Origin of the sequence: Flavobacterium sp., assembly GCF_044369455.1 — a bacterium.
Lineage (GTDB): Bacteria > Bacteroidota > Bacteroidia > Flavobacteriales > Flavobacteriaceae > Flavobacterium.
This window is the reverse complement of the sequence record NZ_JBIPLW010000009.1, coordinates 92,600-107,100: the sequence shown is the minus strand read 5'-3', so window position 1 is coordinate 107,100 and position 14,501 is coordinate 92,600. Positions and strand designations below refer to the sequence as shown.

Sequence of the window (14,501 nt, the reverse complement as noted above, 5' to 3'; positions counted from 1 at the left end):
AGTTTTTCAAAAAACTATTTATTTGGGGAAAAGAAAAACGCTACGAACTCTTATTCCCAGATCTGCTTTTGCACTATTTGGTCCTATACTAAAATCGGTATTATTTTGAAAAGTGACATTCATTAAGTTGGAAATAGGGTTTGCCAATTTTGGTCAATGCTTCAGTGCTTTCTTGTGGCTTTTCTTTGGTCAAATCTTGCACTGTAACAAGTTGAGAAAAGCAAATGACACTCAAAAGGAATATTTTTAAAAGACCCTTTTTCATACTATTTGTTATTTAATTGTCAAAACTTTTTGAAATTGCTCTGACATATTGTTTGGCTGCTTTCGCAGCATTTTCTGGTTCTTCTATTTTTGAAGTAACCACAGCTACTAACTGTTTTTCTTCGGGTTCATCAAGATTATAAACTACAGTTTCTAAAATGTAATTTTTTGATGTGTACGTTGTAGAAGTTTGCTCAACGTAATTACCCAAAGTAGAATAAGACATAGGATTGTAATAATAACCATAAAAACCACCATAATATCTAGGATAATATCCGTAATAAGTACCTCCAGCATAGCCACCACCTTCGGTAACTGTTTTCGAAAGCTCTTGAGTTTCTTTTATTACTGTTAAAACAACACCGTTAAATCCGGCATCCTTTAACATTGATTTTATCATATCTGCTTTCTCGTCAGTAATTTTTTTATCTGGATTTAATTTTGGATATTTTGTAAAACTAGCGGTTGCTTTTATTCCTTTAGCGGTTAACTGATTAACAATTTCATTTTCAAAAGCGATTCGTGCAGTGTTGTTATCGGTTCTTGCAATTACAAGAAGATTTTTTTCTTTTACAGTACTCGCGTTATCTGCTTTCCAAGAATTTAAGACTGTTACACTTGAGCAAGCATTTAACAAAATAATGACTGATACAATTGCTATTAAGCTGATAGACTTTTTCATTTTTTTAATTATTTATAGATGGATTAAAGTTATTTGATAGGAAAATTTCATAATCAGGTTTTAAATTTCGGTTTAAAGTGCTTGTTCAAATTGAAAAAAAAGCATTGTAAATTGAAGCGCTTTTACTTTTCTATATAATTTATTATAGTTCTTTTTTAACATAAGTCTACTTACCTTTCGATCTCATGCGTTTAATAAATACGCCGAAAAGCTTCGCTTTCTTTTGGAAAAAAAAATCATAAACTCCACTACTACATCCATTTTTTCTTTATTAAACTGACCTTTAAAATATTCTATTTCTATGCGGTTATACACTTGAAGCAAAACTAAAAAAAAATAGTTTAAAATGTAATAATCGTTTTCATGTGTTTACATTTACTATTTTAAATGTTTATTGTTATTAAAAATGGTTTAACAAGGATTTAAAAATTAAAATTTAAACCCGTGGCAAATCCTGAACTAATAAGATTTAACCCAAAACTATCTTTTTCATAATCTATACCATAGGCTTGATAGCCGGCGGAAACAGATAATAATTCGGAAAATTGGTAACCAACAAGAAGATTTGCTTTCCAACTAATTTTAGAGCCAATACCAAAGCCTCCTACATCTATTCGAGCGCCATTAATCCATTGATCAGAAACGGTTCTAAAACGTATACCAACAAAAGGGTCTGTAACATTAATAGTTTTATCCAGATTGAGTTGCTGCCCATCGTTTACAAAATTATCAATTTCAAAGTAACGAAGACCTGCTAGGGCATCAATAAGTAACCAATTGTCCAAAGTGGCAAAAAGGTTATAACCGCTTCCAATTTCTGCAAGAGTTTGCTTTAATTCAATCGTAGTATTGGTATTGGTTGATTCTATTTTTCCCGTTTTCTCTGCTGCGATATAAACTAGATCCCCAAAAACAATCCATTTTCCTTTTTTAGCTTCTCCGTGCATAAACATTCCAAATTTTAAGTTGCTTAATACATCTTTAAACTTGGCATCTACATTGGCACTTTCGTCTAAAAACGAAATTGTACCTCTTGAACCAGCTAACCACGCGTATGGTGTAACTTCAAATTTCCATGCCGAAATGGTTTTTTCAACTTTAACAGAGTCGTTTTGGGAATAGGTTACTGCGGAGATACAATACACTACTATTAAAACAATTATCTTTTTCATGTATAAAATCTATAATTTTAAAAAAACGTAACCAATTACTATTTTGCTGTTTTTTGACTAAATTTCTAAAGCTAAATGACTGTCAACTTTTTAGAATGAATATCATTTATGGCTGAATAAACTCGATTCGATTAAAATGAATACGCCAATGTGATGCCCCACCTAAATGATGGCATAATAAAATCTGAACTTTTATTTGTGGAGTTGAATCTAAAATCTCCACTTAACAAATCGAATATGCTATAATTATCTAACGCCGCATTAAAATCCTCATAGAATTCTTCTGGCAAATCCTCCTTATTTACAAAAGAAAATTTATAAAAACCTGCTCCTGGACCTGCAATTAAAAAATCTAAAAAGAATTTTTTGGATAAAGGCAATTTATAACCAACCATGAATCCAGTAGATATCACTTGAAAATCAGAGTCAAACTCTAGAGTAAAAGTCTCTTGAGCATCATTAATATATGTACCATTAAGATCGGATTGAAACTTAGTATATTTTAAATAAGCACCAAAATAAAATCCATCCAGTTTATTTGTTTGCGTTTTATTGATATAATAGCGCACTTCTGGAATTATTTTAAAGCCCGAATAGGTAATGTCATTGGTCTTTAATTGTTCCGTATCCAATCCGGATAAACGAACTAAACCTTCTTGCCCTTTAAAACCAATTCCTAAGTTTACAGAAATATGCTTTCCCAGCAAGCGTTCGTAATTTAATTGAAGTGTCCCGTTAGCTACATCGGTTACTTTTAAACCTATTTGGTTTTTTGACCCCATCAAATCACTTTGGTTTTGACTTTGTGTTATGAGGACATTAAATACGATAATTGTTGCAAAAAATAGTTTTTTCATGTGATTAGTCCGTTTAGTTTTGGAGAATAACAAATAGATTATAGTACTTAAGGTGTTAAAATGTTTTTTCCGCTATTATAACAAATCTAAAAAAAAATAATCAAACTGATACAAAATTTTCAATTATTACTATTGGGTTCCAAAATTGATTTTTTGACATTTCTTTTCTTTTGTTCGTCTGTTAATAGACCATTCCTTAATTATTTAGGTGAACTTTGTTTATCAGTTTTATAAAAAAGTTGCTTTACAGCCACCTAAGCCCAATACAACAATGAATTCGAAATCATTTCGACAAATAAACCTTCTCTTTGACACTCTTTTTACTTTACTTGTAAGATAATCTAATTGATTATTACGCATCTATACGGTTCTTAAAAGTCTTTCATTACGTGATATTTGCTAACTAAGTAATACAATATTGTATCTTTAGATTATCATTAATAAAATACCTCGGTAATAAAAAGAATCATTAATGCGTCTTATGATAAGCTGCAATAAATTTGAAGATCCAGTAACACACGTACAAATCTAACAGATAACTATTCCCAAAAAAATATCATTTGATGTTTTTTTGTTTAGTGTTCTTTATTCTTTTTATGGAGAGAAGTGTGACACGTAAAAAATCTGCAATATGTTTGTCTAATGTATATTGTAAGTATTTTGAAGACCAATTAACTAAATCTAAATTGCATTACGTTGCGACATTGCAATAAAAGTATTACTGCAATGTTTTGATACAATAAATATAATTTATTGAACTACTCTCTACTAAAACAAAATACTTTCTATTTTTTGACACCAATTTTAAAGTTTATGTTGCTTATTTGTTGTTCAACCTACATAGCTAAAAAATTAATCCATTTAAGTTATGCTTTGTACCAGCAAATAAATGTGTCGAAAAGAATAATGCTTACACGTCTTGATCCTGATCATCCAAATCCAGATCTTCAAAAAAATCTTTTAGATTGATTGGAATATCATCTTCGGGATCTTTATCATGTGCAGAGACTCCAGGCGGATTGAATAAACCCCAATGAATCAATTATGTAGTTCCATGCATCGAATCCGGCTACCCAATCAATAAATAGTAATCGAAACTCATCAATTTCATTGCGAAGTAACTCAATGTATTCTTTGTTCTCTACTTTTTCTTCAAACCGCAAACTTCCAACGTTAACATATAATTCTCTTGCAGCTTTACGAATAATTGCCGCATTTTCCATTTTTAAATCGTACAATTCTACAGCTTCTGCATTTGAAATTTTAGCTAGAATAATCATGGCGTCTTCCAACAGGAATTTTATCGTAGTTTCTTGTAGAAACTCATCAACTGCAGGGAATGTTTTTATAAGTGCATCGGTAAGTTGAAAAATCTCTTCAGCTTTGGTATATACAGGAAGATTTTTTAAACTGTCTCTCACCGTTTGAATAATTAATGTATTATTAGCTTTTTGACTTCAGATTTACCATTCGAAGTTATTTTCGCCATATAAATTCCAGAGGCAAGATTTAGATTAATATTGGTTTCTCCCGTAAAATTTTGCTCAAAAACTTTTTGTCCCAGAGTAGAAAACACTTCGATTGTTGCATCAGTAGTAGAACCAAAAATAGTAATAGTTCCTTGGGTTGGATTAGGATACAAAACAACATTAGAAACTTCATAATCAGTATTTGATAAAGAGGCAAACCAAGGTTGACCAAAATTGGCTCCAAAAACATAATTTGCTAAAAGCGGATAATCTATAAATGGATTTCGGTTCACCTGCCAAGTATAGATATAATTGTTTCTATTCATTTCAAAATCATCAGCACGATCTTGAGTATTCCATTGCAATAAAGAAGCTAAATCACCCATTTGTCCAACGGTAGTATCGGATGGATTTCCATTTACAACACTCAAGGCATTGTAGCGTACAGCCATATAAAACAATGCTCTGGCAACATCTCCTTTCCAAGAACCCAAATTTCCAACGGGTCCGTTATAGTCAAGACCATAATCACGATTACTTCTTGTAGTGTTTTGAGGTCCATCTTCAGCTCTAACATGATGGGCATCGGCGTGACCTGCAAGAATATCATCAGCGTTAGTAGGTAACCAAATATTTAATCCATCAGGCGTGTCTTCAGTGCCATCGGCAAAACCACCACGCGATTGCGGATAAATATGTTCTCTATTCCATTTTCCGGTGCTTATGCTTCCTGTTTGATAATCTAATTTTGCTCTTGGTTGCTCAACATACATCAACCATACCTGATTACTATTTAAAGGATTTTGGTCTGCTATTTTTAAAATATCGATGATATCTCCATAATTGTGTGCACGAACTACAGCTGGATTTGCAATTATATTTTGAAGCGCTTGTTTTAATACAGTTCCAGACAATCCCTCGATACTGTCATAATATCCGATTGGAGCCGTACTTTGCACGGTGCTATAAGTTGGGTTTAACGGTGTTCCAAATGAGGCAACAGTAAAATCATTATCTACAATTCTACATTCGACAGCATCATTAATTCTGTTGTAATTAGAAGGTAATGACCCAAATTTAACAATAGCTATTTCATCACCTTCGTTTAAAGAGTCATCTGTAAAAGTAACAACTGTAGTAAAAGTTGAACTTCCTACTGGAATCAAAACAGAAGTTGAACCCGAAAAGTCTGAATTATTTATAGAACCTGAATTCAAAGTAAATGTAAAATTCAAATTTGATATAACTGGAGTTTGCGTAGTAAATGTTATACTTAAATTCTGGCTTTCTGAAATTTGAGTAGCTGAAATGGATATAGTAATTCCATTAAAAATAAATCCGCTCCCATCATTATTGGCAGAAATAGTAGGCAATTTTGTTTCATAGGTTCCATCATAATTACGCTGAATAGATTGTATAGTTTGAGCACCATTTGCATTTTCATCTATCTGAGTAGTTACTCCTAAAGAAGTCATTAAAGTAGTAGCATCAGCATCGTTAGTATCATATACCAAAGCATCAATTAAATTTATGGTAGTTGCCATTGACAAATTAGGAAAATCAGAAGCTGATCCGAGATACAAGCCAACGCCGTCAGGACCATTCTGAAAAATACTATCGGTAATTATTTTATTAGGAACAGGTGAAACCAATTGATTACCTATTACTACATTTCCATTTGTATCCGTTGTTAATCCATCTAAATCAATAACATAGTAACTTAAATTAGCTTGACTTCCTGATCCATTAAAAAATACAAGAACATATCCATCTAGAGGGAAATTAGGGGTAACCGATTTTAACTCTATGAATTCTTTGTCATCTGAACCGGGTGTATCAGAATCAAATTCATTAATAACAACTTGGGCTTGTACTGAAAAAGAAATCAGTACTATAAGCCATAGTATTTTTTTTAGCATTATTCATTAAATTGTGGACTGCAAATATATTCAGAAGAAATAGGAAAATGATAATTAGCAAGAGGAATTAACTATTTATGTAGTACTTGAAACAATTAGTAAGGAAAAAACTTAATATTAATACGAACGAATAAATTAAACGCCTATTTTATCACACAATTAGATTATTTTTACAATTTAATAAATAGTAGTGTTAGAATTTTTAGGATATCTCGGAGCGTTATTAATCGGAATAGTATTGGGAATTACCGGCGGCGGTGGTTCTATTCTTACGGTTCCTATTTTGGTTTATATTCTTAATTATAATCCAATCATTGCAACAGCCTATTCTTTATTTATTGTTGGAACAACTTCCGGATTCGGAACCATACAGAATTTTAGAAAAGGACTTGTAGTTCCAAAAACAGCACTATTATTTGCTATTCCTTCTGTTATTGGAGTCTACGTAACTCGTAAATTTATTGTTCCAAAAATACCGGAAACTGTTTTTTATTTTGGCTCGTTCCAATTGTCTAAAACGACTTTTTTAATGATTCTTTTTGCAGTTGTGATGTTTATGGCAGCTTATTCGATGTTAAAAACAAAAAAAGAAACGGAAGCAATTGTTGTTAAAACAAAACCCTTAGTTTTTGTTAGTATTCAACTTTTATTTGTTGGGGTTTTAATTGGATTGATTGGCGCTGGTGGTGGATTTTTAATTATTCCTGCCTTATTGAAATTTGCAAATTTACCAATGAAAAAAGCCATAGGAACATCATTATTAATTATCACGATCAACTCCTTAATAGGATTTCTTGGCGATGTTCAAAATACGGTAATTGATTGGTGGTTTCTGTGCACTTTCACGACTATTTCTGTAATTGGAATTTTTATTGGTCTCTACATTCAACACTTTATCAACGAAAAACTTTTGAAAAAAATATTTGGTATTTTTGTTTTATTAATGTCACTATTCATTTTTTATAAAGAGATTTTTTCATAAACTATTCTAAATTCTTCACTCATTTTGTTTACTAATCTCTAATTTTGCAACCTCAAACATTTTGGTTGATTGGTTATAAATTAAAACTTTTTTTATCATGAAAATAGAACAAATATATACTGGATGTATTGCCCAAGCTGCTTATTATCTTGAAAATAACGGAGAAGCTGCCATTTTTGACCCACTACGTGAAGTACAACCCTATCTAGATAGAGCTCAAAAAGATAATGCCAAAATAAACTATATTTTTGAAACACATTTTCATGCCGATTTTGTTTCGGGACATATCGATTTAGCAAAGAAAAGTGGTGGTGAAATTGTCTTTGGACCAACTGCAAATCCCGAATTTAAGGCTATAATTGCAACCGACAATCAAGAATTTAAAGTTGGAAATTATACCATAAAAGCAATACACACTCCAGGTCATACACTAGAAAGTACCTGCTATCTTCTGATTGATGAAAACGGAAAACATTACGGAATCATCACAGGTGATACGCTGTTTATTGGAGATGTTGGCAGACCCGATTTGGCTCAAGCCTTAGTTGAAGATTTAACTCAAGAAAAATTAGCCGGGTACTTATTTGATTCCTTGCGTAATAAAATCATGCCATTAGCTGACGATTTAATCGTTTTTCCAAGTCATGGTGCCGGCAGTGCCTGCGGTAAAAATATGAGTAAAGAAACTACCGATACGTTGGGCAATCAAAAAAGAACTAATTATGCCTTACGAGCTGACATGACCAAAGAAGAGTTTACCAAAGAATTATTAGATGGTTTGGGACTTCCGCCCGCCTATTTTCCTCAAAATGTACTATTGAACATCAAAGGATACGATAGTTTAGACAGTATAATCAACAAGAGTTACATTGGTCTTTTTCCAAGAGAGTTTGAAGCGGTAGCGAATCAAGGTGATGCTATTGTTTTGGATGTTCGACATGAAAATGATTTTGTAAAAGCCCACATTCCAAATTCGATATTTATCGGAATACAAGGAAATTTTGCTCCTTGGGTTGGCTCATTATTAAGAGATGTAAATCAAAAATTACTTTTGGTTACTCCCGAAGGAAAAGAAGAAGAAACCATTACAAGATTGTCACGCGTTGGATTTGATCATGTTTTAGGATATCTTAAAGGTGGAATTGACGCATGGAAAGCAGCAGGATTTGAAACCGACAGTATCCATTCTATTACACCCGAAGATTTTGCAAATCAATTAGACGCAAAGAGTATAATTATTGATGCACGAAAACCAGGGGAATATGATGCCGAACATGTTACTAATGCCATAAACATTCCGTTAGATACTCTAAATGAAAACTTTCAAAGTGTCCCAAAAGACAACGATTTCTTTTTGCATTGTTTAGGTGGTTATCGTTCGGTTATCATGGCATCGATTTTAAAATCGAGAGGAATTCACAATATCATAAATGTTGAAAAAGGAATGAGTGGCATTAAACAAACAAACGCGAGTTGCACTCAATTTCAATGTCCATCAAGTAAAAAATAAATTGTAAAAAAAGTAAAATTAGTACGTATAAAATACCCAAATTAAATACATTTGCATTCATTAAAAATTTAAAACAAAAAAATGAAAAAAATAATTCTTTTAGTAGCCGTTGCTGTAGCACTTTATTCCTGTAAAAACTTAGCAGAAGGTGAATATGAAATTACTGGAACTGTAAAGGGAATGAAAACTGGATTGGTTTATCTAGAAAAACAAAGTCCAATGGGTATGGGTTCACAGGCAATTGATACAGTAAAAATTGTTGATGGAAAATTTGAAATTAAAGGAAAAACTACGGAACCAGAAATTCACTTCTTACAAATTGAAAAAGTAAGTGGCAAAGTTCCTTTCATCCTTGAAGGTGGAGAAATTCGAATCACCGTTGACAAAGACAGTCTTTTCAAATCAAAATTAGCGGGTACGTACAGTAATGAAGAATTCAGCAAATTCAATGAAGAGTCAAATAAACTTCAAAAGAAAATTCAAAAGCCTGCTATGGCTTTTCAAATGAAAAACATGGCGGTAATGAATGAGGCACAACAAAAGAATGATACGGCAACTATGAATAGAATCAGAAAGGAATATGATGAAATTCAAAAACCAATCTCTGATTATACTTTTGGGTATCCAAAATCTCATCCAAAATCATACATCAGTGTTTTGATTACACAAATGATGCTTAACAACCCAAAATATTCAAAAGATATCGAAGGTATATATAATTCATTTGATCCGTCTTTGAAAAAAACAAAACCTGGAAAAGCGGTTAAAGAAAGTATCGACGCTTCAAAAAAAAAGCCAGCAGTAAAATAATAACTGTTGGTCAAGTAGCTCCAGATTTTAAAGCACCAACTCCAGATGGAAAATTGGTTTCTTTACAACAAAGTCTTGGAAAAGTTACTTTAATCGATTTTTGGGCATCGTGGTGCGCGCCTTGCAGAGAAGAAAATCCTAATGTTGTAGCGATTTATAACGAGTTGCATAACAAAGGATTAAACATCATTAGCGTTTCATTAGATGAAGATGCTGCCAAATGGAAAGAAGCCATAGCGAAAGATAAGTTAACTTGGACGCAGGTTTCTAATTTAAAAGAAATGAAAGACCCCATTGCTTTGCAATACAATGTCACCCAAATTCCGACAACCTATTTGTTGGATGCTAGCGGAAAAATTGTTGCTATTGATTTGTACGGCGATCGCTTGAAAAGTAAAATCAAAGAACTTTTGGGAATAAAATAAGTAGCGTGAACAATAATAAATAAAGTCTCTTTCGGGAGATTTTTTTATTTCACTAAAAACCAATTGATTAAAAAAAGGAGTGTGAAATACTTATTTATTTATTTGCCAAGCTAAAAAGTGTTTTTATATTTGCAACTGTGTTAAAGCAATGGGGAGATACTCAAGCGGCCAACGAGGGCAGACTGTAAATCTGCTGTGAGAACTTCGCAGGTTCGAATCCTGCTCTCCCCACGAATAAATACATCAATAAGGAAAAACGCCAAGTTCACTTGAGCGTTTTTTTGTTTGATGTATTTTCAGAGCGTAGCTCTGAAGGATGGCGAAGCAATCCTGCTCTCCCCACGAATAAATACATCAATAAGGAAAAACGCCAAGTTCACTTGAGCGTTTTTTTGTTTGATATATTTTCAAAGCGTAGCTTTCAGGATGGCGAAGCAATCCTGCTCTCCCCATAAAATTAAAAACTCCTCAATTTCTTATAGAGTTTTTTTATTTATTATAGTTACAATTTTTATTCCAATGCAAAAGTAACACTTACATTTGTAATCACTTCCAACTCACCAACCGCTAAAGTTTCTTTAGTTTCGGCGCTATCAGCAGCCATCGCCATCATTCCGCCTTTGTACATGGGTTGCGGAAAATAGGTTTGAGAATTATCAGTGATAAGCAATGCTTTACCTACTTTTTGTCCCAAAACAGAAACATAATCCTGTGCTTTTTGTTTGGCATGTAGCATGGCTTTTTTTCGTGCATCTCTTTCGTAATCCTCCATTTTAGATGATTTGAATTCAACTCCATTAATGGTATTTACACCTGCATCATTAAGTCCCATCATTATGTCATCGTATTTTGACAAATCTTTTAGAGTAATACTTAAGGTTTGACTGGCTTGAAAATTTTGTTTCTTTTTTTCATAATCATAACTTTTATATAAGGTTACATTATTTGTCTTATAATCAGTAGCAGGTATACCCGATTTTTTTAAATACTTAATTACCTTATCTACCACTTCGTCATTAAGAGTTTTTACTTCTTTAGAATCTTTACCCGAGTTTTGAAATCCAACATTTATTACTGCTTGGTCAGGAATTACTTTTACCTTTCCTTCGCCAGTAACAGCGATTTGAGGAACTTGAGGTTTTTGGTCTTGTGCCTTAATTGTAATAGCTAAAAATAATGCTACTACTAAAATTACATTTTTCATAATTTTTTATTATTTATTGTTTTGATTCTTCCTTTTTCAAAAGTTATGCCACTATAGTTTCCCCATTCTTGCCATTACAAAAAGAATGATAATGGGAATTGCTAATAAGATCACTTCAAAAGTATTCTCTTGAATTAATGCAGGATCTTTTATCAAAGTAATCGCATATCCTCCAATGGCCCCTCCGAAGTGAGCGGTATGCCCAATATTATCTGTTCTTGATTTCATTCCATAGATAGAATAAAGCAAATAAAGAATCCCAAAAAGATAACCTGGTATAAATCTGTAAATCATTATTCTTGGCTCTAAAAGTATAGCTGAATATACGATTCCTGTAACCGCTCCCGAAGCTCCAACAGCTCTGTAACTGTATTCGTTTCCGTGAAAAACCATTGTCAGAAGGCTTCCGAAAATCAAACTTGCAAAATATACCAACAGAAACGAAAAATTGTTTAAATACTCATAAACATAGGGTGCAAAGAAAAATAACGTAATCATATTGAAAGCCAAATGCAACTCGTCTGCATGAAGAAAACCCGAACTAACCATTCTTAATTGTTCTCCGGCACGAATACTGCCTACATGAAATTGGTATTTTCTAAAAAATAATTGATCTTTAAAACCTTTAAAACTTATAAGAACATTGGCTATAATGATACCTAATAGAAATATGTTGAACATAATTAAAATATTTCCGTAAAAATAACAATACTTCGTTAGCAATTGTTAAATAGAATACGTTAAAATAACTATAAACTTTATATTTGCATAAAATATCTATTGATGCAATTTATTCTTTTCATTTTTATCTATCCAATAATTTGGTTGATTTCTATACTTCCATTTCGATTGCTTTATCTATTTTCTGATTGCGTTTGTTTTTTGGTTTACAATATTATTGGCTACCGCAAAAAAGTGGTTCGACAAAATATTGCTATGGCATTACCGCATTTATCTGAAAAAGAACGATTCATTATCGAAAAAAAATTCTACCATCATTTGTGTGATATGTTTTTAGAAATGATAAAAACAATGAGTATCACAAGAAAAGAAATGGAAAAGCGTTACGTATTTACCAATTTAGACGTTTATTTAGATTTGGAAAAAAAAGGAAAAAGCATTGCATTACTTTGCGCGCATTATGCATCCTATGAATGGACAGTTTCAATGAACTATTATATTACTTTTGAAGGGTATGGTATCTATAAAAAAATCAACAATAGGTATTTTGATAAATTAGTCAAAGACATTCGTTCCAAGTTTAAAGCTACTTTAATTACTACACGGGAAACTATTCCAATTATAGAAAAAAATAGTAAAACTAATCATTTAGGGGTTTATGGTTTTGCAAGTGATCAATCTCCTCAAGCCTCCAAAACTTTTCATTGGGGACCATTTATGGGAATTGAAACTCCCGTTCATACCGGGGCAGAAATGATTGCTAAACGATTTGATCTCAATGTTCTTTTTTTGAGAACTAAAAAAGTAAAACGGGGTTATTATGAAGCAACTTTTGAGCTTATGGCTGATAATCCGAAAGAAGTGCCTAACTATGAAATCTCAGATGACTTTTTGAGAAGAGTAGAAAAACAAATACTGGAAGCACCCGAATTTTATTTATGGACGCACAAACGCTGGAAACACAAGAAAAAATAGTGTTCAGTTTTCAGAAAGCAGTATTCAGCATTTTAAATTGAGAACCAATCTTTAACCATTGCTTTTTCCGAATGGTTGTCGTTTTTATGAACAAACTCATTGGTTTTTATGTTATAATCATAATCCTTTGACCAATCTTTATGATTTGTTGCTAAATCTTTTATACTATCACAAACCATTGTTATTTCTTCATTTGTAGTAGTTGGATGTACGGACATTCTAATCCATCCTGGTTTTTTGATTAAATCACCAGAAGTAATTTGACATATCAAATCATGTGAAGTCTGTTGGTCAACGTGCAAAAGATAATGTCCATATGTTCCGGCACAACTGCAACCTCCACGCGTTTGAATACCAAATTTATCATTCAATAATTTCACTCCTAGATTAAAATGTAAATCATCAATATAAAACGAAATCACTCCTAACCTATCTTGATGTTGGTTAGCTAAAATGTGGATATTGTCGATTGCATCTAATTCCGAAAAAACATACTCAACGATTTCGTGTTCTCTATCCAAAATGTTTTTAACACCCATTTGCTCTTTCAACTGAATGGCCAGCGCGGTTTTTATAACTTGTAAAAAGCCGGGAGTTCCGCCATCTTCACGGTCTTCTATATTGTCGATGTATTTGTGTTCACCCCATGGATTTGTCCACGAAACCGTTCCGCCACCTGGACAATCAGGCACATTATTATTGTATAAATTCTCATTAAAAATCAAAACACCCGAAGTTCCTGGTCCACCAAGAAACTTATGAGGTGAAAAGAAAATAGCATCTAAATAATGTTCATCATCAGGATGCATATCAATCGAAACATAAGGACCCGAACAAGCAAAATCTACAAAACAAACGCCATTATTTTGGTGCATCAGCTTTGCCACTTCATGATAGGGCGTTCGAATTCCTGTCACATTAGAGCAGGAGGTTATTGATGCAATCTTAAAACTTCTGTCTTTGTGTTTTTCAAGTAAAATTTTTAATTCATCTAAACAAAATAATCCCTCTTCATTGGCCGGAATAACCACAACATCCGCAATCGTTTCTAACCAAGAAGTTTGATTCGAGTGATGCTCCATGTGTGAAATAAAAACTATGGGTTTCAACTCTTTAGGAATAGAAACAAAATCTTTAAGGTTTTCTGGAATTTTCAAACCCAAAATACGTTGAAATTTATTCACGACGCCTGTCATTCCTGTTCCTGTATTTATAAGAACATCATTGTCATTAGCATTTACATGCCGCTTAATTATATGTTTTGCTTCATGATACGCCATGGTCATAGCGGTTCCAGAAATCGTAGTTTCAGTATGCGTATTGGCTACAAAAGGACCAAAATCATTCATCAGTTTTTCTTCAATCGGGCGGTACAATCTTCCACTTGCTGTCCAATCAGTATACACTATTTTCTTTTTCCCAAAAGGTGTTTCAAACTCTTGGTCAATCCCAATAATATTCTTTCGAAATTGCTGAAAATAATGTTCTAATTTGGTTTCCGTCGCTATGGTAATCATTCTGTAATAATTTGTTTTGCTTCGCCTATTAAGC

14 protein-coding genes and 1 tRNA gene are annotated in these 14,501 nt (G+C 32.6%); 6 read left to right on the top strand and 9 right to left on the bottom strand.

Going from position 1 to position 14,501, the window contains the following annotated elements; all coding sequences use genetic code 11:
- Positions 1–100: 100 nt before the first annotated feature.
- The 6 genes from ACIQ2L_RS10040 to ACIQ2L_RS10015 form a co-directional block, all read right to left on the bottom strand.
- Entirely contained in the window at positions 101–265 is a 165-nt protein-coding gene (locus ACIQ2L_RS10040; RefSeq protein WP_396158343.1) for a hypothetical protein, read from the bottom strand.
- A 12-nt stretch (positions 266–277) separates the two neighbouring features.
- Complete coding sequence (locus ACIQ2L_RS10035) at positions 278–946, bottom strand: hypothetical protein (RefSeq protein WP_396158341.1); 669 nt, start codon at positions 944–946, stop codon at positions 278–280.
- 422 nt (positions 947–1,368) lie between these two features.
- Entirely contained in the window at positions 1,369–2,118 is a 750-nt protein-coding gene (locus ACIQ2L_RS10030) for a hypothetical protein (protein WP_396158339.1), read from the bottom strand.
- A 131-nt stretch (positions 2,119–2,249) separates the two neighbouring features.
- On the bottom strand, positions 2,250–2,975 hold the full coding sequence (locus ACIQ2L_RS10025; protein ID WP_396158337.1) for a DUF3575 domain-containing protein: 726 nt from the start codon (positions 2,973–2,975) through the stop codon (positions 2,250–2,252).
- A gap of 995 nt (positions 2,976–3,970) precedes the next feature.
- Complete coding sequence (locus tag ACIQ2L_RS10020; protein WP_396158335.1) at positions 3,971–4,396, bottom strand: hypothetical protein; 426 nt, start codon at positions 4,394–4,396, stop codon at positions 3,971–3,973.
- A gap of 11 nt (positions 4,397–4,407) precedes the next feature.
- On the bottom strand, positions 4,408–6,363 hold the full coding sequence (locus ACIQ2L_RS10015) for an endonuclease (RefSeq protein ID WP_396158333.1): 1,956 nt from the start codon (positions 6,361–6,363) through the stop codon (positions 4,408–4,410).
- 190 nt (positions 6,364–6,553) lie between these two features.
- Between ACIQ2L_RS10015 and ACIQ2L_RS10010 the strand changes: the two genes are divergently transcribed.
- The 5 genes from ACIQ2L_RS10010 (at position 6,554) to ACIQ2L_RS09990 (ending at position 10,321) form a co-directional block, all read left to right on the top strand.
- Positions 6,554–7,345, top strand: a complete 792-nt coding sequence (locus ACIQ2L_RS10010; protein ID WP_396158331.1) for a sulfite exporter TauE/SafE family protein — start codon at positions 6,554–6,556, stop codon at positions 7,343–7,345.
- 97 nt (positions 7,346–7,442) lie between these two features.
- Positions 7,443–8,855, top strand: a complete 1,413-nt coding sequence (locus tag ACIQ2L_RS10005) for a rhodanese-like domain-containing protein (RefSeq protein WP_396158329.1) — start codon at positions 7,443–7,445, stop codon at positions 8,853–8,855.
- An 81-nt stretch (positions 8,856–8,936) separates the two neighbouring features.
- The gene (locus tag ACIQ2L_RS10000) at positions 8,937–9,665 is read left to right on the top strand and encodes a DUF4369 domain-containing protein (RefSeq protein ID WP_396158327.1); all 729 of its coding nucleotides are present in this window, start codon (positions 8,937–8,939) and stop codon (positions 9,663–9,665) included.
- The gene (locus ACIQ2L_RS09995) at positions 9,662–10,090 is read left to right on the top strand and encodes a TlpA family protein disulfide reductase (RefSeq protein ID WP_396158396.1); all 429 of its coding nucleotides are present in this window, start codon (positions 9,662–9,664) and stop codon (positions 10,088–10,090) included. The genes ACIQ2L_RS10000 and ACIQ2L_RS09995 overlap by 4 nt, the downstream gene beginning before the upstream one ends.
- A gap of 150 nt (positions 10,091–10,240) precedes the next feature.
- Positions 10,241–10,321: transfer RNA gene (locus ACIQ2L_RS09990), tRNA-Tyr, on the top strand.
- Between the two features lie 280 nt (positions 10,322–10,601).
- Here ACIQ2L_RS09990 and ACIQ2L_RS09985 read toward each other — a convergent pair.
- Together ACIQ2L_RS09985 and ACIQ2L_RS09980 are read right to left on the bottom strand one after the other, a co-directional pair.
- Positions 10,602–11,294, bottom strand: a complete 693-nt coding sequence (locus ACIQ2L_RS09985) for an SIMPL domain-containing protein (RefSeq protein ID WP_396158325.1) — start codon at positions 11,292–11,294, stop codon at positions 10,602–10,604.
- A 51-nt stretch (positions 11,295–11,345) separates the two neighbouring features.
- Positions 11,346–11,975, bottom strand: coding sequence for a rhomboid family intramembrane serine protease (locus ACIQ2L_RS09980; protein WP_396158323.1), 630 nt, complete (start codon positions 11,973–11,975; stop codon positions 11,346–11,348).
- A 102-nt stretch (positions 11,976–12,077) separates the two neighbouring features.
- Here ACIQ2L_RS09980 and ACIQ2L_RS09975 point away from each other — a divergent pair, with 102 nt between their 5' ends.
- Positions 12,078–12,950 (top strand): lysophospholipid acyltransferase family protein, encoded by an 873-nt coding sequence (locus ACIQ2L_RS09975; protein ID WP_396158321.1) that lies wholly within the window; start codon positions 12,078–12,080, stop codon positions 12,948–12,950.
- Positions 12,951–12,982: 32 nt separating this feature from the next.
- Here the strand turns inward: ACIQ2L_RS09975 and ACIQ2L_RS09970 are convergent, their stop codons facing one another.
- The gene (locus ACIQ2L_RS09970) at positions 12,983–14,467 is read right to left on the bottom strand and encodes an aminotransferase class V-fold PLP-dependent enzyme (RefSeq protein ID WP_396158319.1); all 1,485 of its coding nucleotides are present in this window, start codon (positions 14,465–14,467) and stop codon (positions 12,983–12,985) included.
- Positions 14,468–14,501: the final 34 nt, after the last annotated feature.

Bases quoted from the DNA above. Each gene is read 5' to 3' on its own strand.
- ACIQ2L_RS10000 (WP_396158327.1), top strand. From the start codon at position 8,937: ATGAAAAAAATAATTCTTTTAGTAGCCGTTGCTGTAGCACTTTATTCC.
- ACIQ2L_RS09970 (WP_396158319.1), bottom strand. From the start codon at position 14,467: ATGATTACCATAGCGACGGAAACCAAATTAGAACATTATTTTCAGCAA.
- ACIQ2L_RS09985 (WP_396158325.1), bottom strand. From the start codon at position 11,294: ATGAAAAATGTAATTTTAGTAGTAGCATTATTTTTAGCTATTACAATT.
- ACIQ2L_RS10030 (WP_396158339.1), bottom strand. From the start codon at position 2,118: ATGAAAAAGATAATTGTTTTAATAGTAGTGTATTGTATCTCCGCAGTA.
- ACIQ2L_RS10025 (WP_396158337.1), bottom strand. From the start codon at position 2,975: ATGAAAAAACTATTTTTTGCAACAATTATCGTATTTAATGTCCTCATA.
- ACIQ2L_RS10040 (WP_396158343.1), bottom strand. From the start codon at position 265: ATGAAAAAGGGTCTTTTAAAAATATTCCTTTTGAGTGTCATTTGCTTT.
- ACIQ2L_RS10035 (WP_396158341.1), bottom strand. From the start codon at position 946: ATGAAAAAGTCTATCAGCTTAATAGCAATTGTATCAGTCATTATTTTG.
- ACIQ2L_RS09975 (WP_396158321.1), top strand. From the start codon at position 12,078: ATGCAATTTATTCTTTTCATTTTTATCTATCCAATAATTTGGTTGATT.
- ACIQ2L_RS10005 (WP_396158329.1), top strand. From the start codon at position 7,443: ATGAAAATAGAACAAATATATACTGGATGTATTGCCCAAGCTGCTTAT.
- ACIQ2L_RS10015 (WP_396158333.1), bottom strand. From the start codon at position 6,363: ATGCTAAAAAAAATACTATGGCTTATAGTACTGATTTCTTTTTCAGTA.
- ACIQ2L_RS09980 (WP_396158323.1), bottom strand. From the start codon at position 11,975: ATGTTCAACATATTTCTATTAGGTATCATTATAGCCAATGTTCTTATA.